Origin of the sequence: Novosphingobium sp. (assembly GCF_965229225.1) — a bacterium.
Taxonomy (GTDB): Bacteria; Pseudomonadota; Alphaproteobacteria; order Sphingomonadales; family Sphingomonadaceae; genus Novosphingobium.
Genome location: NZ_OZ245867.1, coordinates 3,113,830 through 3,137,808, shown reverse-complemented (window position 1 = coordinate 3,137,808; position 23,979 = coordinate 3,113,830). Strand labels below are relative to the sequence as shown.

The window sequence follows — 23,979 nt, the reverse complement described above, 5'->3', positions numbered from 1 at the left end:
CTGCCATGAAACCGGAACGCCCTCTCGTCGCCCAGCGGCCGCTTGCCCGGCACAGCGAGGCGCTGCTCCGCCCGGCCCCCGCCGCGGCCGAGCTGCTGCCCGTGCTGGCACGCGCGGGCGATAGCCTTGCGCGCAAGCTGCGCCTCGCGCTCGCGCCGCTTCATGGCGGCGAGGCGGCCATGGTCGAATGCAGCCCGCCGGCAGAAATGGCGGCAGGCGCGTTCGCACCGCCCGGACTGGCCGCGATCAGCCTCCTTGCCGCAGGCTCGGCAGGCCACCCCCTGCTTTCGGCGATTGAGGGCGACACGGTCCTGCGCCTGCTCGACCGCGCGTTCGGCGGACCCGGCGAGGCGCCTTCACCGCTCCCGCGCGAACTCCCGCTGTCTGCCGAACTGATGGTCCAGCGCATCGAAACGCTGATCGCCGCCCCGCTGGCCACTGCGCTCGGGCTGGAAGGCGGCATCCGGCCACTGCGCCGCGCCGCCACCATGGCCGAGCTCGCCGCGCTGGCCGAGGACAGCCCGCTCGCCGTCCTCACTTTCACCATCCGCGAAGGCGCGCGCCCAGCGTGGTCGCTGCGACTTGGCTTTCCCATGGCCTCCCTCGCTGATCTCACCGGCGCTGCGCGCCCGGCCCTCGGCCCCGCGCGGGCTAGCGCCCCTGCCGATCCGCGCGATCCCCCCTTTGCGGCCATGCCGCTTACCGTGCGCGCGGTGCTCGTCGATGTGCCGCTCCCGCTCGCAACGCTCTCCGCGCTCGAAATCGGGCAGGTCCTCGCCGTCCCCGTCGCCCGCAGCGTGCCCTTGCGCATCGGCGAGGCGCTCGTCGGCCACGGCAGCGTCGGCGCGGTGGACGACCGCGTCGCCCTTCAACTCACCCAGCTCGCCTGATCCGGCGGCTCATTCCAGGATGCCCTCATGACCTTCCAGACCCGCGGCTTCGAATTCCTCAAGGATGTCGACGTGCGCCTCACCGTCGAACTTGGCCGCACCGAGATGAAGCTCAAGGACGTGCTCTCGCTCACCGAGGAAAGCGTCGTCATGCTCGACCGCCTCACCGACGAGCTGCTCGATGTCATGGTCAACGGCAAACTCATCGCACGCGGCGAAGTGGTGGCGCAGGGCGAACGCTTCGGTCTCCGGATCGTCGAGCTGATCGGGCAGGAAGCGCAAGTCTGATGCTCTGGTACCTCCTCAAACTCGCGGTCGTCCTGCCGCTGATCGCGGGCCTTGCCTGGGCCAGCCTCAAGTTCGCCCGCCGCATGGAAAAGCGCTTCAGCCCGACCGGCGGGCAGCGCAGCGTCAAGATCATCGAGACGCAGTGGCTCGGCCCCGGCCAGCGCATTGCCGTGCTCGAATTCCGGGGGCGCGAGATCCTCGTCTCGGCCTCGAAGCAGGGCCTCGTCCGGCTGGCCGAAGTGCCCGCGCGTGCAGCCGTCGAGGATTGATCCGGTGAAGCTCGCCCACTTCCTGATCCCCGCCGCGCTGGTCGCGCTGGCCATGGCTCTCCCGGCCCACGCCGCCGATCTTGCCGCCGCCGCGCCCGCTGCCGCCCCCACTGGCACCGCCATCCCCGGCGCGCTCGATCGCGCGTTTGGCCAGATCGCGGGCGCGCAGTCGAACGGCTCGCTATCGCTCTCGCTCCAGCTGCTCCTCATCATGGGGCTGCTCACGATCCTGCCCAGCCTCGTGCTGATGATGACGAGCTTCACCCGCATCCTCGTCGTCCTCGCGATCCTGCGGCAGGCATTGGGCCTCCAGCAGTCGCCGCCCAATCAGGTGCTGATCGGCCTTTCCCTGTTCCTCTCGCTGTTCATCATGGCCCCCACGCTCGACAAGGTGAACGCGAACGCGATTGCGCCCTATTCCGCCGGCACGATCAACGCCGAGCAGGCCATTGCCTCGGCTGGCACCGAATTCCACGCCTTCATGATCCGCCAGACGCGCGAGCACGATCTCCAGATGTTCGCCGCCATGGCCAAGGCCCCCAAGTTCGCGAAGACCGCCGACGTCCCCTTCTCGATCCTCCTCCCCGCCTTCGTCACCAGCGAACTCAAGACCGCGTTCCAGATCGGCTTCATGCTGTTCCTGCCGTTCCTGGTGATCGATCTCGTGGTCTCGTCGGTGCTGATGAGCCTCGGCATGATGATGATGTCCCCCACCATCGTTTCCCTGCCGTTCAAGCTCCTGCTGTTCGTCCTCGTCGATGGCTGGGCGCTCCTCATGGGCAGCCTCGCCGCGAGTTTCGGCTGATGAACGACACCGCCGCCCTCCTTGCCCTCGCCGACCGGATGCTCTGGGTCACCGCACTCGTCGCGGCCCCGGTGCTGCTCGCCAGCCTCGCCGTCGGCCTCGTCGTCGGCGTGGTCCAGGCCGCCACCTCGATCAACGAACAGACGCTCACCTTCGTCCCCAAGCTCGGCGCGATCGCGCTTGTGCTGGTGCTACTCGGCAGTGCGATGATGGGCCTCATCGGCGATTTCCTCGTCGAGATCTTTGCCCAGATTGCGCAGACCGGGAAGTGAGGGCCGGGAAGTGATCGCCCTCCACTTCGGCTTCGGCGCGCTGGAGGCCGAATTCTGGCGCCTGCTCTTCGTGATGACACGAATCGGCGCCGCGCTCCTCGCCGCCCCGCTGTTCGGCGCGAACTCCGTCCCTATGCAGCTGCGCGTCAGCCTTGCCGGTGCCGTCGCGGTGCTGGTCTGCGCCTGGACCCCGGTCGCAGCGCCGCCCGCGCTGTTCACGCTCTCGGGCCTCCTCATCACCGCGCAGGAAATCCTCATCGGCCTCTCGCTCGGCTTTGTCTTGCAGTGGAGCTTCGCCGCCCCGCTCATTGCCGCCGAAGTCATCGGCGGCTCGATGGGCCTCAGCATCGCCTCCACTGCCGATCCCGTCAGCGGCGCGCATTCGCCGGTGCTCGGCCAGTATTTCTCGGTGCTGCTCACCGTGCTGTTTCTCGGCCTCGGCGCGCATCTCACATGGTTTGCGCTGATCGTCGAAAGCTACAGCGCCTTTCCTCCCGGCTCTGCGTGGTTCACGCCTGATCGCATGATGCTGGTCGCCAGCTTCGGCGGGCAGATGCTCACCGCCGCCATCGCCATCGCGCTGCCCGTGACGCTGCTTCTGCTCCTGGTGCAAGTCATGACCGGGGTGATCAGCCGCTCGGCTCCCAGCCTCAATCTCTTCTCGCTGGGCCTGCCCGCCGGTGTCCTTGCCGGTATCGCCGCGCTAATCCTCACCGCCCCGCTGCTGACAGACCGGCTGAGCGACCTCTCGCTCGCCGCCGTCACCCAGGCCGCGCAGATCGTAAGCGCCAAGCATGGCTGAAGAGACACGTCATGGCTGAAGAGACACGTCATGGCTGAAGAGACTCCGGGCGAAAAGACCTTCGCCCCCACCGAAAAGCGCCGCACCGACGCCGCCAAAAACGGCGACGTCCTGCGCCCGCGCGAACTCGGCACCGCGATCAGCGTCCTGGGCGGCGCGGCCTGGCTGCAGTTCGCCGGGCCGTGGGTGCTCACCAGCCTCCAGCGCACTGCGCGCACCGGCCTCATGTGGGACCGCGCCAGCCTCGAGCGGTTCGACGCCGCCCCGCTGATCCACGCCGCGCTGCTCACCGCGCTGCCCCCGGTGCTCACCCTCGGCGGCCTGCTCATGGCCGCCGCGCTTGTCTCGCAGCTCGGCCTTGGCGAGGGCCGCTGGGTCGGCGGCAACCTCGCGCCCAAAGCCTCGCGCCTCAATCCCCTGAGCGGCCTCAAGCGCATGTTCGGCCCGCAAGGCTGGATCGAACTTGCCAAGGGCCTCGCCAAGCTCGTGCTCCTCGGCTCGATCGCTTACGTCTGGATCAAGGGCCGCATCCCCGCCATCGTCGGCCTCGGCGGCGGCGAGCTGCGCGGCCAGCTCACCTATAGCTGGGACGCGCTTCTCGCCCTGCTCTACGCGCTCGGCAGCGGCCTCGTGATCATCGCGCTCATCGATTATCCCGTCCAGTGGCTGCGCCGCATGATGCGCCTCCGGATGTCGCTGCAAGACCTCAAGGACGAGAGCAAGGAAAGCGAAGGCTCACCCGAACGCAAGGCCGCGATCCGTCAGCGCCAGCGCCAGATCGCCATGGGCGGCCTCGCATCGGCGATGAAGGAAGCCCAGTTTGTCATCACCAACCCCACGCATTTCAGCGTCGCCCTTGCCTACGATCCGGAAAAGGCCCCCGCCCCCGTCGTCCTCGCCAAGGGTCGCGGCGAAAAGGCACTCGCGATGCGCGAAATGGCCGCCGAAATGGCCGTCCCCACGCTGTCCTCCCCCGCGCTCGCGCGCTCGGTCTACTTCACCACGCGCGAGAACCAGATGATCCGCGAGGAACTCTACGCCGCCATCGCTGCCGTGCTCGCGTTCGTGCTGGCGCTGAAGCGCGGCGACGCCCCGCCGCAGCCCCAGGTCGATGTCCCGCTCGAACTCCGTTTCGACGCCGAAGGCCGCCCCGAGGCGGCTTAACCGCGCGCCCGTATCGCCGTTCTGGAAAGCATGCCCACCACCTCCGCCACCTCCTCGACCTCGGCCACCGCCAACCTGGTGTCCACGCTCGGCGCGGGCAGCGGAATCAACATGTCCCAGCTCGCCGAGCAGCTGGCCAACGCGCAATATGCCGCGCGGCTCGATCAGATCACCACGAAGTCGGACAGGATCTCCACCCAGATCTCGTCGGCCTCCACGCTCAAGAACATGATCTCCAGCCTCGCCTCCTCGCTGGGCGACCGCGTGCGCACCGGCGATCTCGCCGCCACGCCGCAGATCGCGAACAGCGCCATCGCGCAGGTCAGCAAGGGCGCTGCCACCGGGCGCGGCACCACGACGCTCGAAGTGACCTCGCTCGCCAAGGCGCAGACCCTCGTCACGCCGCCCTTCGCCGCCGAGACCACCCCGGTCGGCGCGGGTACGCTCACCTTGCGCTTTGGCACCGTCAGCGGCGGCAGCTTCACCGCAGATAGCGCGCGCGCGGGCGTCGGTATCACGATCCCCACCGGCGCCACGCTTGCCGGCGTTGCCAGCGCCATCAACGCCCAGGGCACAGGCGTAACCGCCTATGTCGCCACTGGCACAAGCGGCGCGCAGCTCGTGCTCAAGGGGCAGGACGGCGCGGCCAACGGCTTCGTCCTCGAGGCCGCCGAAAGCCCCACCGAACCCGGCCTCGCCGCGCTCGCCTGGAACCCTTCGGGCGATGCCACGCGCCTCAAGGCCCCCGCGACCGACGCCGCCTTCCTCCTCGATGGCGTCGCGCGCACCTCGAAGTCCAACACGATCGCCGATGCCGCCCCCGGCCTCTCGCTCAAGCTCACCGGCACCAACCCGGGCGCCCCCACCGCGATCAGCTACAGCGATCCGGGCGGTGCGATCACCACCGCGATGCAGGATCTCACCGCCGCGCTCAATGAGATGGTATCAGAGCTCAACCGGAATACCGACCCCACCACCGGCGCGCTCAGCAACGATCCCGGCGCGCGCGCGCTGCGCCGCCAGCTCACCACCCTGGCCAGCGCGCAGGTCATGCCCGCCAATGCCACTGGCGCCCCCACCACGCTCGCCGACCTTGGCCTCAAGACCAACCGCGACGGCACTTTCGCACTCGATACAACGCGCCTCGACGCCACGCTGAAGCGCGATCCCATCGGCACATCTGCAATGTTCACCACCGGGCTCTACGGCGTCTACGCCACCTTCGACAAACTCGCCCGCACCGTCAGTTCCAGCACCGACGCGTCCACGCTCGGCGGCTCGATCGCGCGGCTCACCAAGCTGCAGACCACGCTCGGCACACAAAGGAGCACGATGGAAACCAAGCAGGAAGACCTGCGCCAGCGCCTCGTCTCGCGCTTCGCCAAGCTCGATACGAACATCAGCGGCTCGAGATCGACGCTCTCGTTCCTGCAGGGCCAGATCGCTGCCTGGAATGGGACGAACAACTGATGCAGCTGCGCCGCGATCCCGGAGAAACCTACCGCCGCGTCGATTTCGATGCGCGCGTCAAGGGTGCCAGCTCGCTCCAGCTTGTCGCGCTCTGCCTCGAACAGGCCGCCGGCTCGCTCGGCCGCGCGATCTACGCGCAGGACCATGGCGACAATTCTGCCAAAAGCGCCGCGCTCACCCGCGCCGTTGCAGCTATCACCGCGCTTGAACTCGGGGTCGATACGACGAACCCCGTCAGCCAGCCGCTGCTCCAGCTCTATCAGGCCGCGCGCCGCACCATTCTCGATAATGCGCTGCGTTTTGATGGCCGGCAGCTGGAAACGATCCGCACCGATCTCCTTGATATCCGCGAGGCGATGCTCGGCACCGCGAACTAAGTCTCAGTTCGCGGTTTTCAGCGCCATTTCGTCAAACAGCTTCTGCGCCATCAGCACCGCCGCCGGCGCATTGATCGCCGTTCCGTCTGCGCCCACTTCCAGTGCCAGCGCGGGATTGGCGGTGAACACCGGGCCGCCGACCATCACGCCGATCATCTGGTTGCGCGATTCCCGTCGGATCAGCCGGATCGTTTCCTCCAGCGCGGGGAGCGAGCGTTCCGAACCGACGGTCAGCCCCGCCACGGCATACCACTGGGCGCTCGCCGCCTTGGCGATTTCGGCGGCGCTACGGTCGAACGCGGATTCCACGTCCCAGCCCGCGCCTTCCAGAAACCGCCGGACCATGCTCGCGCCGAACGAGTGCTGGTCCCCCGGTGTCATCGCCATCAGCACGGTGCGGCGGGTGTCGAGCCCCGGCAGCAGGTGCGATCCGTTGAACATCGCGAGCAGCTTCTGCAGCCGCGCCACGCCCAGCGTCACGTCGATAAAATCGCATTCGTCCTGGTCCCACAGCTGGCCCAGATGGCGCGCTGCCGGCTCCAGCAATTCGAGGAACAGCGTGTCCAGCAAAAGGCCGCGGTCGCGCAGCACCAGGATATAGGAAACCGCCGCCTCCAGATCGCTCCCCAGCACGATATGCGCGAGGCCCGAGATATCCGAACTGCTGGGCGCCAGCACCTCGACCACCAGCTCAACCGGCGGTGCATCGGGCAGAACTTCGGTGTGGAGCCGCAGCAACTGCGGGATGATCCGCTCCGCCACAACCTCGGCCAGCCGCGATTGCCGGATGGCCACGTCATCGCGGCGATAGACTTCGGGCGAGACGAAATGCGCCTCGAGCCTTTCAATTCCCCGCCGATCAATCGCCGGCATTGCAACCCTAGCCGCCCGTCCCATGGCGAAAATTCCCCCAACGCTCACAACCGCTTACGAGTCGTTAAGAGCTAAGACACCACATCCGCCCCACCCTGTCGAGGGCTGTTTCAGGCTATCCCCCGCCCTTAAGTGTCAGAGATTCTGTGCTTCGCCGCGTCGGGCGGGGCAGCGGGCCGCCTTAGGCACCGGAGTCTGCAGGATACCGGGCCTTTCGAAGGATGGAGGAGCCGTCAGGCCCCTCCATCCGACCCTTGCGCAGTCGGGGGAGTCTGCGCATCGAAAGGTTTTCCCGGCTAGATCAGAAGTTGATCGATGCCTGCACGCCGAAAGTGCGCGGCGGGTTGAAGTTGGCGTAGTCCCCCAGCACGCCCGAATAGTTCAGTGAACCATCGTTGTTCACGGTCGGAGCGCTGTTCGCGTTCGAACGGCGATAGATGTGGTCCTCGTTGAAGAGGTTGCGCGCCCAGGCGCTGATCGTCGCCTTGGTGCCGTTCGTGGTCAGCGGAATATCCGCCAGCGCCAGCCGCGCGTTGACGATGAACGCCGATTCCGTCTGAACGTTCTCGTTCTGGAAGCTGTAGGTCGGATCGGAATAGTTGGCATCCATGTGCAGCATCACCGCCATGCCGCCAGACCCGATTGGCAGTTCATAATCGAACGAGCCCGATGCGGCGTTCTTGGGCGTGTAGACCGTGAACACCTGATAGGGGATCCCGAACAAGGGCCCCGCCAGCGGGTTCGGCGTCGCCGGCACCTTCACGTCGGTATAGGCATAGCTCGCACCCAGCGTCAGGCCCGCCATCGGCTTTACGGTCAGTTCGGCCTCGAAGCCCCGGATCGGCGAATTGCCCGGCGCGTTGGCGGTTTCCTCGGTGTGCTTGTTGAAGAATGGGTTGGGCGTCACGCCGTCGCTGAGGAAGCGGTTGGTGTCGACGAAATCGAAGTCGATCTGGGTGCCCTTGCGGTCCATGATGTACCCGGCAAGGTTCAGGCGCACGTGGTGATCGAAGAAATCGGTCTTCGCGCCGATTTCGTAGGACTTCACCGCTTCGGGCGCGAACTGGCGGAACGAGCCCGAGCGCGAGTTGGCACCGCCCGCGCGGAAGCCGGTCGAGTACTTGGCGTAGAGGTTGATCCCCTCCGCCGCGTCCCATGCCAGCGTCACCATCGGATCGAACCGGCTGTTCTTGTAATCAAGATTGCCGCCTAGGAACGGTGCGTTGTTGATCACCGTCAGCGCGCCCTTGCGGGTTTCGTGGGTATAGCGCCCGCCAGCCGTCAGATGCAGCACATCCAGTCCGGCCGGCGTCCATGTCGCCTGCCCGAACGCGCCATAGCTCTTGCCCACGGCCTCGCTGTCACGCTGGATGAACCAGTAGGCGCGGTCCCAGCCCTGATTGCCCGAGGTGATCGGCGCGGTGGGATTGGCGGGCACCTGATTGACGAAGGTGTAGCCGGTGCCATCCGCATTCCACTGCATCGGGTTCGGCGTCGCCGCGCGTTCGTTCACATGCTCGTTGAAGTAGTACCCGCCGAGCACGAAATCGATCTGCGGAATGCTGCCGACCAGCTGCAACTCCTGGCTGAACTGGTGCTGGAACAGCTCGGACAGGCTGTAGCGGCCAAACTGGCCGTTCGGCGCGAACGTGCTGCGATGCGCACCGGCCGAACCGTCCCACTGGTGCGTTTCCACCCCGCGCCATGCGGTGATGGAGCGCAGCTCGATGTCGGGGGTGAGCTTGTACTTGATGTTCGCGCTGAAGCCGTGCGTCTCGTCGATGCTCGGCTGCTGGATCACGCCAAGGTCGGCGACCGACACGCGGTGGTTCCCGCTCACCTGCACCAGCGGTGCCTTGGGGGCGATGCAGGGGGCGCTGCCCGGGCACACCAGCTTGCTGCCGACGAAGCTGCCGACAGCGTATCCGTTCGGGTTGAAGTTGATCAGCTGGCTGTAGAACGGCGTGTTCTCGTCCTTCGCCTGATCATAGGTAAGGTCGACCGTAAGGCCGTCGATCGGGGTCCACCGGCCGGCAATGCGGCCGCCAACGCGGTTGTGGTAGTTCCAGCCGTACTGGCCGCTGGCCGGATTCTTCGTGGTCGCGTCCTGATGATCGATCAGGCCGTCCACCTTCACCGCGAAGTTGGCAAACGCCGGCAGGTTGATGTGGAACGCGCCGTTGTACGAACCATAGTTGCCCACACCGGCCTCAACGCGCCCGCCGAATTCGCCCGTAGGCGCCTTGGTCACGATGCTCAGCGCGCCGCCTTCGGTGTTGCGGCCAAACAGCGTTCCTTGCGGCCCGCGCAGCACTTCGATCCGCGCAACATCGAACAGCGCGGCATTCAGCCCCTGCGAGCGGCCAAGATAGACGCCGTCGATATAGACGCCGACGCCCGGCTCACGCGCCACCTGGTTCTGGTCGAACGGCACGATACCGCGGATGCCCACCGTCAGCGCCGACTGGCGGGCTTCGAACGTGGCGACGCGCAGCGAAGGCACGCCGCCATCGGCAAGGTCCATCAAGCTCTGGACATGGCGCTTTTCGACAATGTCGGCGCCGATCACCGAAATCGAGATGGGCGTCTTCTGGAGGTTCGTCTCGCGCTTGGTCGCGGTGACAACGATCTCGGTCAGGCCCGAGCTGGTGCTGCCTTCAGCTGCGGGTTGGTCGGCTGGCGCGGGTGCCGCAACCGGCGCGGTTTCAGCCGCATGGGCAGAGCTCGCCAGCGCCAGACCGGAAGCAGCCAGCATGAGCGTCCATGGCTTGCAGATCATCATTCGTAAGGTCCTCCCTGGAAACGGGCGGGGCAGCGATGAGCGCTGCCCCATGCACCGTCAGACCGGGGCGGACTTGACTTTTGTTAGTTACAGAACCGCGACATAATGAGTTTTTTATATTAACTTTTGTACATGATCGTCCCATCATGCCGATCCGGGGCGACCGTCGATCAATGCGCCTTGCGAGCTTCCACCCGATGGCCTCAAGCTGGTTTCGATCCGCGATCGCCCCTTGGCCTTCGCCAGAAACAGCGCAAGTTCGGCCTGCTGGACGGTGTTGTCCGCCGATAGCGCGATCCCGGCGATACCGACGCTGGTCGAAACGACGTAGGTGCCGCCCAGGGTCGCGCGTCCCGCCTCGGCAAAGGTTTCCACGATCGGCGCGCAAGCTGCCGCCGCAGCCTCGGGCAGGAGTCCCGGCATGATCACCCCGAAGCGCTCGCCCGATACGCGCGAGATGATGTCGTCGCTGCGCGTCATCGCGCGCAGCAGCCCGGCGAAGGCTACCAGCAGATCATCCCCCGCATGCTGCCCAAAGCGCATGTTCAGCCGCATGAAGTGATCGATGTCAAACAGCGCAAGCGTGGCCTGGTGCGGCTTGGAAACCACATGGTCGAGCATCGCGACAAAGGCGATGCGGTTGGTCAGGCGGGTCAGCGGATCGGTGAACTCGGCAGCAAACAGCCGCTCTTCCAGCGATTTGCGCTTGGCGATGCAGCGCATCACCACCAGTGCGCCATCGATTCGGCCGCTCTGATCAGGCATCGGCCGCACCTGAAACTCGAACCACTGCCCCTTGTGCTCCTCGCGGGCCGCGCGGATTTCAAGCCACGCGTCGCTGCCCTGCCCGGCTATCGCAAAGCGGTGTTCCTCCTCGATCAGATCCCGGTAATCGGGGTGAACAAGGTCCCGCACATGCGGCCCGATCAGCATCGCCGGCAGCGCGAGGTCCAGTTGTTCGAGCGCCGGCGAAGCGGCGAGCACAAAGCCCCGGCAGTCGGTCTTGAGGATGATATCAGTCGAACGGTCGGCCAGCAGGCCATAGGCCGCCAAACGTTCTCTCGTCGTGAATTCCGCCCGCATGCACCCTTGCCCCATCAGGACCGCACACCCGACCGCGCAGCCAAGATCCCCCTGACCCGCCCGAGCGAAACGATCGCCTCATTCCATGATCCGCCCCCTCGTGAGCGGGCGGCCAAAGTTAGGCGAGTTAGCTAACAGGACTAATTTTTGGCCGTTAATTCAATTAGATAACGGCGAATCATCACGATGAAAAGTGGTTAATTCGGGGTAAAGCGATTCTTTTGGGCAATGCCGCGTCTAGAGCTCGATCGACACTTTCACCCGCGCCGGATCGACGCCAAACGCCTCGGCGACCACCTGGCGCGCCTGGTTCAGCGCCTGCGCCAGCGCATTGCCGTCGCGCCCGCTCAGGAGCTCGTCCTCGTTCACCCCGAGCAGCTTGGCGAGCGCGGCGATTCGTTCGGGAGTCGGCCGCGTCTTGCCCTGCTCCCACGCCCAGACCGTCGGCTTGCTGACATTCACGAGCGCGGCCAGCGCTTCGAGCGTCAGCCCCTGCTCCTTGCGCAACCGCGCGATTCGGACCGGCAAGGTATCAGCCGACTCGCTGGGGGCGGCCTTGCTGATGACCCTTGAGAAGAGTTCCAGTGTGCCCAGTGCGCTCGCGGGCAGCGGTGTTTCGAACCGGCACCCATAAAAGCTCTCGCTCATCCAGACGACATGCGCTGCGGTATTGCCAACCTCGGGCAAGGCCAGCTCGATCCGTTCGTCCTGGGCCAGCGTAACGGCGCTTTCGATCAGCAGTCCGGTGGTCGAGATGTTGTGGATCAGCACCCGCGCAGTCTCGCCGGAGGCGGTGGAACCTTCCGATTCCAGCCGCAATTGCCGCCGCGGAGCGCGCGGGCGCTGCGGATCGAACGGAAGGTCTTCGAAATGGGCAGGTATCAGCATGATCGGGGGCACTCTCCTCGTGCCCAGATCGCTGCCAAAGCCGTTAAGATCGCGTTACCGGCGCAGCGCCATGCGCTGCTCCGGGCAAATATTCCGGCATGAGCCCTGCGTCAGGCTCACGCTTTGCAGTCCCGGTCGGCCCGGAAAAAAGCCCGGAACCGCACGCAGCGGTTCCGGGCCATAGGCAGACGTTCCGGGGGGCAACGCCTCAGGGGAAACAGGCAAGGCGTTTCAGCCGATCCCGCAAGCTTTCAGCACCTCGCCGCCAAGATCGCTGAGGCCCACCTCGCGCGCGGCGGCGCCCAGTTCGATCGCGGCGGAGGGCGCTTCGGCAACCATTGCGGTCGCGCGGTCCTGCACGAGAGTATGCTGCCCCGCGTCGCGCATCAGTTTCAGGCCGCGCGCGCCGTCGGCGCCCATGCCTGTCAGCACCGCGCCTACCGCCGGCACGGCACCGCGCGCAATCGAGCCGAACAGCAGGTTCGCCGAAGGCCGCACGCCGTCCACCGGATCGCGCTCCATCAGGCGGATGCGCGCGGGGCTCCCGGGCTCCACCACCACGTGGCGGTCGGGATCGGCGGCAATGTGGATCGTGCCCTGCGCCAGGTTCGCGCCGTCCTTGGCCGCGCGCACGTTGCACTTGAGATCGGTGTCGAGCCGCTTGATGAAGGTCTCGACCACCATCGGCTCGGCCTGCAGGCACACCACCGTCGGCGGGCAATTGGCGGGAAACTGCGAAAGGATCGTCGTCAGCGCATCGATCCCGCCCATCGAGGCGCTGAATGCCGCAATATGGCCGTTCCACGCGAAGGGCACATCAGCCGTCGCCTTCTGCTCCGCGCGTGCCTTGCGGTCGTGGACGTTGCTGTTCGCGGCGGCGAGCACGATCTTGCCGAGCTTGCCCACGGTCTTGCTGAACTGTTCCGGCGTCGCCTTCAGCGGCTTGGGAAAGCATTCCACCGCGCCCAGTTCATAGGCCTTGAGCGAGGTTTCAGTCCCCGCCTGCGTGAGGCTGGAAAGCATCACCACCGGCAGCGGATTGGTTTCCATGATCTCGGCCAGAAACTCGATCCCGCTCATCCCCGGCATCTCCACGTCGAGCGTGATGACATTGGGTTTGAGTTCGGCGATCTGATCGCGCGCGGCGCCGGCATTGGCCGCTACACCCACGACGCGGACATTCTTCGCCTCGTCGAGGATATCGGAAAAGAGCGCGCGCATCGCGGCGGAATCATCGACCACGAGGACCCGGGCTTCGTGCATGGGGAGGCTGACCTTCCTGTTGGCGCCGCCGATGGGCGCTGCTTGAGCGGGTTGATACCCCCCGGTCTCCCTGCAATTTCTCCTCGCGCTGTTAGGTATCTCACCTTAAGTCCCGGGCAAGGCGACCTTTGCCGCTTCCCCGCTAAGCCAACGGTGAAAGCGTGCCCCCGGATGCGGGGCCAGCGAGGGAAGCCGCCTCTATGCCAACGATCACCCTGCCCCCCCGGTGCGACCGCGCCGCAGCCGAGGCCCTGCTGCCTGAGATGGTGGCCGGGCTCGGCTCGGGCGCGCTCCATATCAATGCGCGCGATTGCACCCAGATCGGGCAGGCCATGCTCCAGCTCCTCGTCAGCGCGCGCCGCACCGGCGATGGCGCGGTGATCGAGCCTTCCGCCCACTTGCGCGAAACCGCCCGCCAGCTTGGCCTCGAAGCCGAACTCTTTGATGGAGTGGCGGCATGACTTCCGAGGAAATCCAGGCCATCTTCTTCGCCGAGTGCGAAGAATCGCTGGCAGCAGCCGAATCCGGCCTCGCCGCCTGCAAGGCCGGCACGCAGGACAGCGATACCGTCAACGCCGTGTTCCGCGCGGTCCACTCGATCAAGGGCGGCGCGGGTGCTTTCGGCTATGTCGCGCTCCAGGCGTTCACCCACACCTTCGAAACGCTGCTTTCCGATGTGCGCGAAGGCGCAGTCCCCATCACCGAGCCGCTGGTCGACCTTCTCCTGCGCGCGCTCGATACGCTGAGCGATCACGTCGGCGCCGCGCGCGGCCTTGCCGACGTGCCCGATGATGTCGGCCTCCTCGCTGAACTGACCGCCGCGCAGGCGGCCAATGCGGGCGCGGCCCCGTCCCCCGCGCCCGCGCCCGCGCCCGCGCCCACTGCGCCCGAACCCATCACCGCCTCCCCCGCTACCACCTCCGCAGACGAAGACACCGGCAGCGATCCCTTCGATCTCGATGCCATGCTCGATGACATCACCGGCGCGATGGAGGCCCCCAAGCCCGCGTCGGAGCCTGCCCCCGCTCCTGCGTGGCTGCTCAAGGTCCGGCCCCACGCCGGTGCCATGCGCAATGGCGGCGAACCGCTGCTGCTCCTGCGCGAACTCGCCGCGCTCGGTGCGCGCTGCATCGAATGCGATTGCGGCGCCGTGCCTCCGCTGGATACGCTCGATCCCGGTACCGGCTATCTCGGCTGGGCGTTCGCGCTCGATGCCGATGTGAGCGAAGCCTCCGCGCGCGAGATCTTCGAATTCGTCGGCGATGATTGCGGGCTTGCCATCGGCAGCGATGCGCCGATGCCCGCCGTGCGCCCCGCCCCGCCTCCCGCCCCGGTGGCCGCCCCGGCCGCGCCTGCCCCCGCCGCCGCGCAGCCCGGCGCCGCACCCACCCCGGCCGTCGCTCCCCCTGCCCCGCCCGCACCCCCCGCACTTGGCCAGTCGATCCGCATCGAACTCGGCAAGCTCGACAAGCTGATCGATGCGGTCGGCGAACTCGTCATCGCCCAAGCGATGATGGCGCAGCGCCTTGCTGGCGATGGCCTCGCGGTGAAGGAAGAGCTCACCATCCTCGAAGGCCTGACGCGCGACATCCAGGAATCGGCGATGTCGATCCGCGCCCAGCCGATCGGCTCCGTGTTCAGCCGCGTGCCACGCATCCTGCGCGAGCTCACCACTTCCACCGGCAAGCACGTCCGCCTCGAAGTCTCGGGCGAAAGCACCGAGCTCGACAAGACCGTGATCGAACGCCTGGGCGAGCCGCTCACCCACCTCATCCGCAACGCGGTCGATCACGGCATCGAAAGCGCCGAAGCACGCATCGCCGCCGGCAAGCCCGCCGAAGGCACGCTTACCCTTTCCGCCGAGCACCGCTCGGGCCGCATCCTCATCCGCATTGGCGATGATGGCGCGGGCATCAATCGCGAGCGCGTCTTTGCCAAGGCCGTCGAAAAGGGCCTCATCGCCCCCGATGCCCAGCTCTCGAAGGAAGAGATCGACCACCTCATCTTCGCCCCCGGCTTCTCCACCGCTGCCACGATCACCAATGTCTCGGGCCGGGGCGTCGGCATGGACGTGGTGCGCCAGAACGTGAAGGAACTCGGCGGCCGCATCACCATCGACAGCGAGCCTGGCAGCGGCACCACCTTCACGCTCACCCTGCCGCTCACCCTCGCCATCTCGGACGGCATGGTCGTCAACGTAGGCGATCAGACGCTCGTCGTGCCGCTCGCCAACGTCGTCGAAAGCCTGCGCCCCACCCGGGAAGAAGTGCAGGGCCTCGGCGCGCACCGCGCGATGATCAACGTGCGCGGCAAGTTCATTCCCGTGCTGCCCCTCCACGCCGCTGTCGGCGCGCAGGGCGCGATCGAGCAGGCGCATGAAGGCGTGCTGATCGTGGTCGAAACCGAAGGTGCGGGGCGCGCCGCGCTCCTCGTCGATGCGATCTACGATCAGCGCCAGGTCGTGATCAAAAGCCTCGATACGCACTACCGCTCGGTTGAAGGCGTCTCGGGCGCCACCATCCTCGGCGATGGTATGGTCGCGCTCATCGTCGATGTCGACAGCTTGGTCGCGCGCAGCCTTTCCGGCCAGAGCCTGAGCGCGTTGCCCAGCCCCCTGATCGCGGAAGCCGCATGAGCGCCACGCTCGCCCTTCCCGAAACGCTGCCCGGCATCAGCCCCGGCGTTTACAGCGCGGCCGATTTCGCCGCGGTGAGCGAGATCGCGCACCGTGAGGCCGGGATCGTGCTCGCCGAGGGCAAGGCCATGCTGGTCTATTCGCGCCTCGCTCCGCTGGTGCGCGATTCGGGCTGCGCCACGTTCGGCTCCTACATCCTGCGCATCCGCGAGGACGCCGCCGAGCGTAACCGCGCGATCATGGCGCTCACCACCAACCACACCTTCTTCTACCGCGAGGCGCACCACTTCGAGCATTTCGCGAGCGCAGTCCGCCCCGGCCTGATCGAAAACCTCGCACGCGGCGGCAAGGCACGGCTGTGGTCGGCCGGCAGCTCGAGCGGCGAGGAAACCTGGTCGCTGCTGATGACCCTGCTCGGCCCCGATCGCACCGCCGGTGAACGCATCGCGCGCGCCGACGTGCGCCTGCTCGCCAGCGACATCGCCGCCCACGCGCTGCGCAAGGCCGAAGCCGCACGCTACCGCATCGAGGAATTGAAAGCCGTGCCCGATCCGCTCGTCCGCGCCTGGGTCGTGCCCGCGGGCGAGGAAACCGAAATCGCCCCCACCGTCCGCTCGCTGGCGCGCTTCCGCACGCTCAATCTGCTTGGCCAGTGGCCGATGCAGGGCAAGTTCGATGTGATCTTCTGCCGCAACGTGATGATCTACTTCGATAATCCCACCAAGGAGCGCCTCGTCGCGCGCTTTGCCGAGGCGCTCGTGCCCGGCGGCTGGCTCTATGTCGGCCACAGCGAACGCGTGACCGGCCCCGCCCTCCAGATGCTCGCCACTGCGGGCCCCACCATCTATCGTCGGAGCGAGGCATGAGCCGAGTGAGCAAGCCTATCCGCGTCGTGATCGTCGAAGATTCGCCGACGATGCGCGCCATTCTTCAGGCCCGGTTCGAACGCGAGGACGACATCATTGTCGTCGGCGCTGCGGCCAATGCGGCGGAAGGCCGCCAGATGATCCGCGAACTCGATCCCGACGTGGTCACGCTCGATGTCGAGATGCCCGGCATGAACGGGCTCGATTTCCTCGAGAAGATCATGGCGCTGCGCCCCACGCCCGTCATCGTCGTCTCCGGCTCGACCCACGAGGGCGCCGAAACCACCGCCCGCGCGCTCGCGATCGGTGCCGTTGGATGTTATGCCAAGGGCGGAGGCTCCAGCGGCTACGCATTCGATGACGAAGGCAAGCTCGCCGATCTCATCCGCGATGCCTCCAAGGTGCGCTTCGTCACCCGGCCTGCACCACCTCCCCCCACGCCGCCGCGCACTTCCACCGCGCCCCGCAGCCCGGCGCTCGTCGAACGCCCGCGCCTCATCGCCATCGGCTCCTCCACCGGCGGGGTCGAGGCGCTGCAGGTCCTCCTCGGCGGCTTTCCCGCCGATTGCCCGCCCACCGTGATCGTCCAGCACATTTCCGCACGCTTCGCCCCCGCCGTCGCGCGCACGCTCGATCAGTCCTGCCCGCCGAAGATCGTGATGGCCGAGCCGGACCTGCCGCTGCTCGATGGGCACGTCTACATCGCGCCGGGCGATGACCGCCACTTCTCCGTCGGCGGCCGCAGCGGCCATCTCTACCAGCGCCTGCGCCGGGGCGAACCGGTGTCCGGCCACCTGCCCAGCGTCGACGTGCTGTTCCATTCGGTCGCCGAAGTGGTCGGCGCGGGTGCGGTCGGCATCCTCCTCACCGGCATGGGCACCGATGGCGCAGAGGGTCTGCTCGCGCTCGCCCGGTCCGGCGCGCGCACCATCGCGCAGGACGAGGCGACCAGCACCGTGTTCGGCATGCCGCGCGCCGCCATCGCGCTCGGCGCCGCCGGGGTTGTCGCGCCGATCGGCACAATCGCCCGCCACGCCTTCAGCAAGGCGGCCTGATCCGATGTTCGAACGCCGCATCCTCGAATCCCTTGATCGCCCGATCGAGCGTGTGACCGTGATGCAGGGTCAGGCGCTGGTCAGCTGCGATTTGCAGATCGAATTCTCGACCGTGCTCGGCAGCTGCGTCGCCTCGTGCCTCTATGATCCCGAGGCGCGCGTCGGCGGCATGAACCACTTTCTGCTGGCCGAGCCGCCCGCCGGGCTTGCCGGCACCACCGCCGTCGATGAACACTACGGCGTCTATCTCATGGAATTGCTGGTCAACCAGATGCTGGGCATCGGCGCGCGCAAATCGCGCCTGCGCGCCCACCTCTATGGCGGGGCCAACGTCAACCGCAACATGATGCGCATCGGCACCGCCAATGCCGAGTTTGCGCAAGCCTTCCTCCAGCGTGAAGGCATCATCGTGATGCGCGAGGACCTGGGCGGCACCAACGCCCGCCGCGTCGATTTCCGTCCGGCTTCCGGCCAGATCCGCTGCCGTACGGTCGAGGATCGCCTCGCCCCGCCGGTCAATCCCACCACTCGTCCGGAACGCGCGTCCGGCGATGTCGAACTCTTCTGATTGCAACAAGCGAGCCCCAGCATGACCCAAACCACCCGAATCCTGACTGTAGACGACAGCCCGAGCATGCGGGCGCTGCTGAACCATGCGCTCTCGACGCAAGGGTTCGAGGTGGCGCAGGCCGAAGATGGCCTCGCCGCGCTCGATTGGCTTGCGCTCAACGAGGTCGATGTCGTCATCACCGATATCAACATGCCGCGCCTCGATGGCTTCGGCCTGATCGAGCGTTTGCGTGAGGGTACCCGCCACCGCGACCGCCCGATCCTCGTGCTCACCACCGAAAGCTCCGACGAGAAGAAGGCCCGCGCCCGCGAAGCCGGAGCGACCGGCTGGATCGTCAAGCCTTTCGATGCCGCAAAGCTCGTCGCTGCCGTACGCCGCGTCGCGCACTGATCCCCTTCGCTCCCAAGGAACCCCCACGATGATCCGCGAACTCATCACTTTCGAGGTCGAGGGCCAGGTTTTCGGGCTCGACATCATGTCGATCCGCGAAATCCGCGCCTGGACACCGACGACGCGCCTGCCGCGTGTGCCGCACTATGTCGCGGGGGTCGTCAACTTGCGCGGCACCGTGCTCCCGGTGGTCGATCTCGCCGCCCGCCTCGGCTGGCGCGCGACCGAGCCGACTCCGCGCCACGCGATCATCGTCACGCAGCTTGGCGCGCAGGTCGGCGGCTGGATCGTCGATTCGGTCAGCGATATCGTCACCGTGCCCGATCAGACCTTGCAGGCCCCGCCTCCAGGTGTCGGCAACGATAGCGTGGTCCCCTTCCTCGAAGGGCTTGCCGCGATCGAGGACAAGATGGTGATGGTGCTCAACCTCTTCGCGCTCAGCGACGGGGCGCAGCTCGCCGCTGCCGCCTGATCCCGCATTTGTCCTCCATCAAGGGAAACGCCGCAATGGCCTCCACGGCCCCCGCCAATACGGCCTCGCATCGCCAGATCGCACTGGTGCTCGAGGAGCTGTCGCAGGAAGTCGAGGCGCTCGGCGCCTCGCTCTGCGGCGATATGGACGTGGCCATGCGGCACATGGACAGCCTGCAGGCCATCGATCTCATCGCGCAGAAGCAGCGCAGCCTGGCCAAGTTGCTCCACGCCGATTGCCTCGAAACCGAAGTCGAACGCATCGGCCTCGATATCCTGCGCGAACGCATGCGCCTGCTGCGCTGAGTACAAAAAATAGGGACAGTCCCCATTTTTCGCAGTCCCTATTTTTCGATGTCCCGGGGCGAGACGGCCGAACGCCGCAACACAATTGGGTTTGCCATTCCCGCGCGCTTCCGCACAATGCAAGCGGTCGCGAAGGAAATGCAGCAAACATGGCGGTCATCGCAGTCTACAGCGTGAAGGGCGGCGTCGGGAAAACCACTCTGGCGGTCGACATGGCCTGGCGCGCCGCCATCCGCTCCCATCATGCCACGCTGCTCTGGGACCTGGATCCGCAAGGCGGCGCGGGCTGGCTCCTCGGCCTGCCTGACCGCGCCGAAAGCAACGCCGCCGCAGTGTTCCGCAAGGACAACAAACCCGCCGATCTCATCGTCCCCAGCCGCTATCCCGGCCTTGCCGTGCTGCAGGCGGATGAAAGCATGCGCAGTCTCCCCGCCACGCTCGCGCGCATCGGCAAGCGCAAGCGCATGGCCCGCACCGCAGCTCTGCTCGCCACCGATTACACCCGGATCATCGTCGATTGTCCGCCGGTGCTGAACGAGATCAGCGATCAAGTGTTCGCCGCCGCCGATCTCCTGATCGTGCCGCTGCCGCCCTCACCACTCTCGGCGCGCGCGCTGCCGATGATCCAGGCCGAAATTCTCGAGCGCCACCCGCGCCATCCGCCGATCCTGCCGGTGCTCTCGATGTACGATGCCCGGCGCAAGCTGCACCGCGAGGTCCACACGGGCTTTGCCGCCGGCTGGCCGGTGATCCCCATGGCCAGCCAGATCGAGCAGACCGCCGCCCGCCGCGCACCCATCGGCACCTTTGCCGCATCGAGCGATATCAACGCCCGCCTTCAGCGCCTGTGGGACGGGATCGAAGCCAAGCTTGCGATGCAGCAAGCGCTCAGTTCATGAAGGCATCCAGCTTCTCGCCCGCCTCGATCCAGCGCGCCTCCGCCGCCGCAAGCTGATCCGCCACCTCGCGCCGCTGGCGCCCCAGTTCGGCCATGCCCAGCCCGGCCAGATCCGCCGCCGGCTTGCCGCTCCCTGCCAGCGCCGCATCGATCGCCGCCAGCCGCGCTTCCGCCTTGCCGACCGCGCTTTCGGCCTCGCTCACCGCCTTTTGCAGCGCCTTCATGTCCTCGCGGCTTTTGGCACCACCCTTGCCGGAACCCTTGCCGCCCTTGCCCGCATCGCCCTTCGGCTGGTTCCGCCCCAGCACGAAGTCGATGTAGTCCTCGATGCTCCCCGGATAGTCCTTGGCCGTCCCGCCATCGACCAGCACCAACCGGTCCGCGGTCAGTTCCACCATGTGCCGGTCGTGGCTGATCAGGATCACCGCGCCGGCATAGTCATTCAGCGCCTGTACCAGCGCCTCGCGCGCATCGACATCGAGGTGGTTGGTCGGCTCGTCGAGGATGAGCAGATGCGGCGCATCGCGCGTCACCAGCGCCAGCGCCAGCCGCGCCCGCTCGCCGCCCGATAATGTCGCGGTCTTCGATTCGGCGCGAGGGCCGGAAAAGCCGAAGCGCCCCAGTTGCGCCCGCACTGCCGCCGGGGTCTTGCCCGGCATCGCCCGCGTCATCAGCTCCAGCGGCGTCGAATCCGAAGGCAGTTCCTCCACCTGATACTGCGTGAAATAGCCGATCTTGAGCTTGCCCGAAGCGGTCATCCCGCCCTCGCTCGTTGCCAGCTGGCCCGCCAGCAGCCGCGCCAGCGTGGTCTTGCCGTTGCCGTTGCGACCCAGCATCGCGATGCGATCATCGGGATCGATGCGCAGGTTCAGCCGCCGCAGGATCGGCTTCTCCGCGCTATATCCGGTCGCCGCCAGATCGAGCGTGATCAGCGGCGGGCGCAGTTCGTCCGGATCGGGGAACCCGAAGCTCAGCGTCGGGTCTTCCATCATCGCGGTCACCGGCTGCATCTTCGCCAGCATCTTGGCGCGCGACTGTGCCTGCTTGGCGGTCGATGCGCGCGCCGAATTGCGCGCCACGTAGTCCGCCAGCTTCTTGCGCTGCGCATCCTGCGCCATCTTGGCCGCCGCCAACTGCGCCGCCCGCTCGGCCCGCTGCCGCTCGAACGCATCATACCCGCCCGCATAGAGCGCGATCTTGCCGCCCTGCAGATGGAGGATCGTATCGACCACATTGTTGAGCAGATCGCGTTCGTGGCTGATCACCACCATCGTGCCGGGATAGCTCTGCAAAAAGCTTTCCAGCCACAGCGTCGCTTCGAGATCGAGGTGGTTCGAAGGCTCGTCGAGCAGCAGCAGGTCGGGCGCGGAAAACAGCAGCGAGGCGAGCGCCACGCGCATCTTCCACCCGCCCGAAAAGCTGTCGAGCGGCATCGCCTGCATCGCCTCGTCAAAGCCCAGCCCGATCAGGATGCGCGCCGCCCGCGCATCCGCCGTATAGGCATCGATCGCGATCAGCCGATCATAGACGGCCCCCAGCCGATCCGGGTCCTCGCAGGTCTCCGCTTCCGCCATCAGCGCCGCGCGCTCGGTATCGGCGGCCAGCACCGTCTCGAACGGGGTCGCTGAACCGGCGGGCGCAGACTGTGCGATATAGCCCAGCCGCGTGCGCTTGGGCATCTCGATCCCGCCGTCGTCGGGCTCAAGCTCGCCGATGATTGCCTTCATCAGCGTCGATTTACCCGCGCCGTTGCGGCCGATCAGCCCCACCTTGGAACCCGGCTGGATCGTCGCACTGGCGCGGTCAAGAATGGTGCGCCCGCCCAGTCGCACGGTGAGGCCCTGAATTGTCAGCATGGCGCGCCCCCTAGCAGGGGTAAGCGCGGCGGGAAAGAAGAAGGACGTTTCGCGCAGAGAGCGCAGAGGGCCGCAGAGACGCAGAGGGGTTGGCCTTGCGGCGCAGCCGCCCTTACCTCGGAACGTCGCGTCTGGCGCAAAGCTCTCCTTTAGAGAGCAGCTTCGCCGCGGCCGCGACATCTCTGCGCCTCTGCGGCCCTCTGCGCTCTCTGCGCGAACCCCCTTCTCTTCTCACCGCATCCCCGCACGAAACCCCGTTTACCTTCGCGACTATCCTCCGAAAATTCCACCCCCACGCGTCCGCCCGCACTGGACTTCGCCATGCCCCGGCGTACATGCAAGCGAACCATGTGGCAGATTTATCAATTCCCGCTGTGCCCGTTCAGCCGCAAGGTGCGCCTGCTCCTCGCTGAAAAGGGCGTGGCCTACGAACTCATCCGCGAAAACCCGTGGGAGCACCGCGACGAGTTCGGCAAGCTCAACCCGGCAGGCCGCACGCCCGTGCTGCACAACCCCGAAAAGCAGATCACCCTGATCGACAGCCGCGCGATCTGCGAATACTTCGAGGAAACGGTCGACAAGGCCCCGATGATCAACGGCACCGCCGCCGGCCGCGCCGAAATCCGCCGCCTCGTCGCGATGTTCGATGAAAACTTCTTCGCCGCCGTCACCCAGCCCCTGCTGGAAGAACGCATGAAGAAGCGCCTCGTCTATCGCCAGTCGCCCGATAGCCGCGTGCTGCGCGATGCGATGCGCCTCGCCAACGATCACCTCTACTACATCGACTACCTGATCGATAACCGCCCCTGGCTCGCGGGAAGCACGATGAGCCTCGCCGATCTCACCGCCGCGGCGCAGATCTCGGTGGCAGACTACCTCGGCGGGATCGATTGGTCGCTGCACGAACAGGCCGCCAGCTGGTACTCCGTGTTCAAGAGCCGCCCCAGCTTCCGCCCCCTCCTCACTGAACGCATGGACGTGATCCAGCCGCCCTCCCACTACGCGGATGTGAACGCGTAAGTCGGGCCAAAATCGATCGACAAGACGCCTGACATCGCCCGAGCCGCGTGGTAATCACACGCCAATGCTCGCGCAGTTGCTTTCGCCGCCCTACCTGCCGTTCGCGCTCGCCTTTGTCGTGATGATCGGTATCGGCCTTATCGAAGCTTTCGGGCTAGGCCTCGGGCATCTCGATCTCGGCGCCGATATCGATGGCGATGCGCATGTCGGCCTGCTCGATTGGCTCGGGCTGAGCGAGGATATGCCGGTGCTGATCTGGCTCACCTCGCTGCTCGCCTGCTTCACGCTGGTCGGCCTTGCAATCCAGCAGACGGCAGGCTCGCTTGCCGGATCGCCCCTGCCGTGGTGGATGGCCTGCGCCGGGGCCGTCGTGGCCGCAATCCCGCTCAACACCGTGGCCGCCAATGGCCTCGCGCGCGTAATGCCCGGGTTCGAGAGCACCGTGGTCTCGGCCGACGATCTCGTCCGTCTGCGCGGCACCGTTCTCGAAGGCACCGCGCGCCGCGATGCCCCCGCACGTACCAAGGTGGTGGACGCGCACGGTCAGGCCCATTTCATCCTTGTTGAACCGCACGACGCATCCGAAGCCATCGCGGCGGGCGAAACCGTGCTGGTCGTCCGCCGCGAAGGCCCAGTCTATTTCGTGCTGCCCGAGCGCAATACCCTTCTGCGTTCGATCTGATAC

26 protein-coding genes are annotated in these 23,979 nt (G+C 66.8%); 20 read left to right on the top strand and 6 right to left on the bottom strand.

From position 1 onward, the window contains the following. The first annotated feature begins 5 nt into the window (after positions 1-5). Genes ACO06X_RS14590 through fliS form a run of 9 tightly spaced genes read left to right on the top strand, consistent with a single transcriptional unit; the run spans position 6 to position 6,337 of the window. Positions 6-890 (top strand): FliM/FliN family flagellar motor switch protein, encoded by an 885-nt coding sequence (locus tag ACO06X_RS14590; RefSeq protein ID WP_421836957.1) that lies wholly within the window; start codon positions 6-8, stop codon positions 888-890. A gap of 27 nt (positions 891-917) precedes the next feature. Beyond that, entirely contained in the window at positions 918-1,178 is a 261-nt protein-coding gene (fliN, locus tag ACO06X_RS14585; protein ID WP_421836956.1) for a flagellar motor switch protein FliN, read from the top strand. Continuing rightward, on the top strand, positions 1,178-1,447 hold the full coding sequence (locus ACO06X_RS14580) for a flagellar biosynthetic protein FliO (RefSeq protein WP_421836955.1): 270 nt from the start codon (positions 1,178-1,180) through the stop codon (positions 1,445-1,447). The genes fliN and ACO06X_RS14580 overlap by 1 nt, the downstream gene beginning before the upstream one ends. A gap of 52 nt (positions 1,448-1,499) precedes the next feature. After that, positions 1,500-2,252, top strand: a complete 753-nt coding sequence (fliP, locus tag ACO06X_RS14575) for a flagellar type III secretion system pore protein FliP (RefSeq protein WP_421839918.1) — start codon at positions 1,500-1,502, stop codon at positions 2,250-2,252. Continuing rightward, entirely contained in the window at positions 2,252-2,524 is a 273-nt protein-coding gene (locus tag ACO06X_RS14570; protein ID WP_421836954.1) for a flagellar biosynthetic protein FliQ, read from the top strand. The genes fliP and ACO06X_RS14570 overlap by 1 nt, the downstream gene beginning before the upstream one ends. Before the next feature lie 10 nt (positions 2,525-2,534). After that, a complete protein-coding gene (fliR, locus tag ACO06X_RS14565; protein WP_421836953.1) occupies positions 2,535-3,326 on the top strand; it encodes a flagellar biosynthetic protein FliR in 792 nt (263 codons plus the stop codon). A gap of 30 nt (positions 3,327-3,356) precedes the next feature. Continuing rightward, a complete protein-coding gene (locus ACO06X_RS14560; protein WP_421836952.1) occupies positions 3,357-4,490 on the top strand; it encodes an EscU/YscU/HrcU family type III secretion system export apparatus switch protein in 1,134 nt (377 codons plus the stop codon). 30 nt (positions 4,491-4,520) lie between these two features. After that, positions 4,521-5,960 (top strand): flagellar filament capping protein FliD, encoded by a 1,440-nt coding sequence (gene fliD, locus ACO06X_RS14555; protein WP_421836951.1) that lies wholly within the window; start codon positions 4,521-4,523, stop codon positions 5,958-5,960. Beyond that, complete coding sequence (gene fliS, locus ACO06X_RS14550; protein ID WP_421836950.1) at positions 5,960-6,337, top strand: flagellar export chaperone FliS; 378 nt, start codon at positions 5,960-5,962, stop codon at positions 6,335-6,337. The genes fliD and fliS overlap by 1 nt, the downstream gene beginning before the upstream one ends. 3 nt (positions 6,338-6,340) lie before the next feature. Here the strand turns inward: fliS and ACO06X_RS14545 are convergent, their stop codons facing one another. The 5 genes from ACO06X_RS14545 to ACO06X_RS14525 all read right to left on the bottom strand — a co-directional run bounded on the left by ACO06X_RS14545 (position 6,341) and on the right by ACO06X_RS14525 (position 13,226). Further along, positions 6,341-7,210, bottom strand: coding sequence for a cobalamin B12-binding domain-containing protein (locus ACO06X_RS14545; protein WP_421836949.1), 870 nt, complete (start codon positions 7,208-7,210; stop codon positions 6,341-6,343). A gap of 301 nt (positions 7,211-7,511) precedes the next feature. Further along, positions 7,512-9,992: a TonB-dependent receptor gene (locus ACO06X_RS14540; RefSeq protein ID WP_421836948.1), complete on the bottom strand. Its 2,481-nt coding sequence runs from the start codon at positions 9,990-9,992 to the stop codon at positions 7,512-7,514. A gap of 144 nt (positions 9,993-10,136) precedes the next feature. Then, complete coding sequence (locus ACO06X_RS14535) at positions 10,137-11,075, bottom strand: GGDEF domain-containing protein (RefSeq protein ID WP_421836947.1); 939 nt, start codon at positions 11,073-11,075, stop codon at positions 10,137-10,139. 237 nt (positions 11,076-11,312) lie between these two features. Then, on the bottom strand, positions 11,313-11,963 hold the full coding sequence (locus ACO06X_RS14530; protein ID WP_421836946.1) for a helix-turn-helix domain-containing protein: 651 nt from the start codon (positions 11,961-11,963) through the stop codon (positions 11,313-11,315). A 231-nt stretch (positions 11,964-12,194) separates the two neighbouring features. Next, on the bottom strand, positions 12,195-13,226 hold the full coding sequence (locus tag ACO06X_RS14525; RefSeq protein WP_421836945.1) for a chemotaxis protein CheB: 1,032 nt from the start codon (positions 13,224-13,226) through the stop codon (positions 12,195-12,197). A gap of 200 nt (positions 13,227-13,426) precedes the next feature. Between ACO06X_RS14525 and ACO06X_RS14520 the strand changes: the two genes are divergently transcribed. The 9 genes from ACO06X_RS14520 (at position 13,427) to ACO06X_RS14480 (ending at position 20,419) form a co-directional block, all read left to right on the top strand. After that, positions 13,427-13,687, top strand: coding sequence for a chemotaxis protein CheX (locus ACO06X_RS14520; RefSeq protein ID WP_421836944.1), 261 nt, complete (start codon positions 13,427-13,429; stop codon positions 13,685-13,687). After that, positions 13,684-15,861 carry a chemotaxis protein CheA gene (locus ACO06X_RS14515; protein WP_421836943.1) on the top strand — a complete coding sequence of 726 codons (2,178 nt, stop codon included), beginning with the start codon at positions 13,684-13,686 and terminating at the stop codon, positions 15,859-15,861. The genes ACO06X_RS14520 and ACO06X_RS14515 overlap by 4 nt, the downstream gene beginning before the upstream one ends. Continuing rightward, positions 15,858-16,727, top strand: a complete 870-nt coding sequence (locus ACO06X_RS14510) for a CheR family methyltransferase (protein ID WP_421836942.1) — start codon at positions 15,858-15,860, stop codon at positions 16,725-16,727. Before ACO06X_RS14515 ends, ACO06X_RS14510 begins: the two co-directional genes overlap by 4 nt. Continuing rightward, a complete protein-coding gene (gene cheB / locus ACO06X_RS14505; RefSeq protein ID WP_421836941.1) occupies positions 16,724-17,782 on the top strand; it encodes a chemotaxis-specific protein-glutamate methyltransferase CheB in 1,059 nt (352 codons plus the stop codon). Before ACO06X_RS14510 ends, cheB begins: the two co-directional genes overlap by 4 nt. A 4-nt stretch (positions 17,783-17,786) precedes the next feature. Further along, the gene (locus ACO06X_RS14500; protein WP_421836940.1) at positions 17,787-18,350 is read left to right on the top strand and encodes a chemotaxis protein CheD; all 564 of its coding nucleotides are present in this window, start codon (positions 17,787-17,789) and stop codon (positions 18,348-18,350) included. A gap of 21 nt (positions 18,351-18,371) precedes the next feature. Beyond that, positions 18,372-18,743, top strand: coding sequence for a response regulator (locus ACO06X_RS14495; RefSeq protein WP_054121927.1), 372 nt, complete (start codon positions 18,372-18,374; stop codon positions 18,741-18,743). A gap of 28 nt (positions 18,744-18,771) precedes the next feature. After that, the gene (locus tag ACO06X_RS14490; protein WP_298166752.1) at positions 18,772-19,215 is read left to right on the top strand and encodes a chemotaxis protein CheW; all 444 of its coding nucleotides are present in this window, start codon (positions 18,772-18,774) and stop codon (positions 19,213-19,215) included. A gap of 35 nt (positions 19,216-19,250) precedes the next feature. Beyond that, a complete protein-coding gene (locus ACO06X_RS14485) occupies positions 19,251-19,520 on the top strand; it encodes a hypothetical protein (protein WP_421836939.1) in 270 nt (89 codons plus the stop codon). 149 nt (positions 19,521-19,669) lie between these two features. Next, the gene (locus ACO06X_RS14480; protein WP_421836938.1) at positions 19,670-20,419 is read left to right on the top strand and encodes a ParA family protein; all 750 of its coding nucleotides are present in this window, start codon (positions 19,670-19,672) and stop codon (positions 20,417-20,419) included. Here ACO06X_RS14480 and ACO06X_RS14475 read toward each other — a convergent pair. Next, on the bottom strand, positions 20,409-22,274 hold the full coding sequence (locus ACO06X_RS14475; protein ID WP_421836937.1) for an ABC-F family ATP-binding cassette domain-containing protein: 1,866 nt from the start codon (positions 22,272-22,274) through the stop codon (positions 20,409-20,411). The genes ACO06X_RS14480 and ACO06X_RS14475 overlap by 11 nt on opposite strands. Positions 22,275-22,622: 348 nt before the next feature. On the opposite strand from ACO06X_RS14475, the gene ACO06X_RS14470 reads away from it, so the two are divergent. Both ACO06X_RS14470 and ACO06X_RS14465 read left to right on the top strand, forming a co-directional pair. Further along, positions 22,623-23,294 (top strand): glutathione S-transferase family protein, encoded by a 672-nt coding sequence (locus tag ACO06X_RS14470; RefSeq protein ID WP_421836936.1) that lies wholly within the window; start codon positions 22,623-22,625, stop codon positions 23,292-23,294. A gap of 64 nt (positions 23,295-23,358) precedes the next feature. Beyond that, positions 23,359-23,976: an OB-fold-containig protein gene (locus ACO06X_RS14465; protein WP_421836935.1), complete on the top strand. Its 618-nt coding sequence runs from the start codon at positions 23,359-23,361 to the stop codon at positions 23,974-23,976. Positions 23,977-23,979: the final 3 nt, after the last annotated feature.

Excerpts from the sequence above, each read along its gene's own strand:
- ACO06X_RS14495 (WP_054121927.1), top strand. The coding sequence starts at position 18,372 with ATGACCCAAACCACCCGAATCCTGACTGTAGACGACAGCCCGAGCATG.
- ACO06X_RS14475 (WP_421836937.1), bottom strand. The coding sequence starts at position 22,274 with ATGCTGACAATTCAGGGCCTCACCGTGCGACTGGGCGGGCGCACCATT.
- ACO06X_RS14490 (WP_298166752.1), top strand. The coding sequence starts at position 18,772 with ATGATCCGCGAACTCATCACTTTCGAGGTCGAGGGCCAGGTTTTCGGG.
- fliS (WP_421836950.1), top strand. The coding sequence starts at position 5,960 with ATGCAGCTGCGCCGCGATCCCGGAGAAACCTACCGCCGCGTCGATTTC.
- fliD (WP_421836951.1), top strand. The coding sequence starts at position 4,521 with ATGCCCACCACCTCCGCCACCTCCTCGACCTCGGCCACCGCCAACCTG.
- ACO06X_RS14570 (WP_421836954.1), top strand. The coding sequence starts at position 2,252 with ATGAACGACACCGCCGCCCTCCTTGCCCTCGCCGACCGGATGCTCTGG.
- ACO06X_RS14500 (WP_421836940.1), top strand. The coding sequence starts at position 17,787 with ATGTTCGAACGCCGCATCCTCGAATCCCTTGATCGCCCGATCGAGCGT.
- ACO06X_RS14515 (WP_421836943.1), top strand. The coding sequence starts at position 13,684 with ATGACTTCCGAGGAAATCCAGGCCATCTTCTTCGCCGAGTGCGAAGAA.
- fliP (WP_421839918.1), top strand. The coding sequence starts at position 1,500 with ATGGCTCTCCCGGCCCACGCCGCCGATCTTGCCGCCGCCGCGCCCGCT.
- ACO06X_RS14485 (WP_421836939.1), top strand. The coding sequence starts at position 19,251 with ATGGCCTCCACGGCCCCCGCCAATACGGCCTCGCATCGCCAGATCGCA.
- ACO06X_RS14590 (WP_421836957.1), top strand. The coding sequence starts at position 6 with ATGAAACCGGAACGCCCTCTCGTCGCCCAGCGGCCGCTTGCCCGGCAC.
- ACO06X_RS14535 (WP_421836947.1), bottom strand. The coding sequence starts at position 11,075 with ATGCGGGCGGAATTCACGACGAGAGAACGTTTGGCGGCCTATGGCCTG.
- ACO06X_RS14530 (WP_421836946.1), bottom strand. The coding sequence starts at position 11,963 with ATGCTGATACCTGCCCATTTCGAAGACCTTCCGTTCGATCCGCAGCGC.
- ACO06X_RS14545 (WP_421836949.1), bottom strand. The coding sequence starts at position 7,210 with ATGCCGGCGATTGATCGGCGGGGAATTGAAAGGCTCGAGGCGCATTTC.
- ACO06X_RS14465 (WP_421836935.1), top strand. The coding sequence starts at position 23,359 with ATGCTCGCGCAGTTGCTTTCGCCGCCCTACCTGCCGTTCGCGCTCGCC.
- ACO06X_RS14540 (WP_421836948.1), bottom strand. The coding sequence starts at position 9,992 with ATGATGATCTGCAAGCCATGGACGCTCATGCTGGCTGCTTCCGGTCTG.
- ACO06X_RS14510 (WP_421836942.1), top strand. The coding sequence starts at position 15,858 with ATGAGCGCCACGCTCGCCCTTCCCGAAACGCTGCCCGGCATCAGCCCC.
- ACO06X_RS14470 (WP_421836936.1), top strand. The coding sequence starts at position 22,623 with ATGTGGCAGATTTATCAATTCCCGCTGTGCCCGTTCAGCCGCAAGGTG.
- ACO06X_RS14580 (WP_421836955.1), top strand. The coding sequence starts at position 1,178 with ATGCTCTGGTACCTCCTCAAACTCGCGGTCGTCCTGCCGCTGATCGCG.
- fliN (WP_421836956.1), top strand. The coding sequence starts at position 918 with ATGACCTTCCAGACCCGCGGCTTCGAATTCCTCAAGGATGTCGACGTG.
- cheB (WP_421836941.1), top strand. The coding sequence starts at position 16,724 with ATGAGCCGAGTGAGCAAGCCTATCCGCGTCGTGATCGTCGAAGATTCG.
- ACO06X_RS14520 (WP_421836944.1), top strand. The coding sequence starts at position 13,427 with ATGCCAACGATCACCCTGCCCCCCCGGTGCGACCGCGCCGCAGCCGAG.
- ACO06X_RS14560 (WP_421836952.1), top strand. The coding sequence starts at position 3,357 with ATGGCTGAAGAGACTCCGGGCGAAAAGACCTTCGCCCCCACCGAAAAG.
- ACO06X_RS14480 (WP_421836938.1), top strand. The coding sequence starts at position 19,670 with ATGGCGGTCATCGCAGTCTACAGCGTGAAGGGCGGCGTCGGGAAAACC.
- ACO06X_RS14525 (WP_421836945.1), bottom strand. The coding sequence starts at position 13,226 with ATGCACGAAGCCCGGGTCCTCGTGGTCGATGATTCCGCCGCGATGCGC.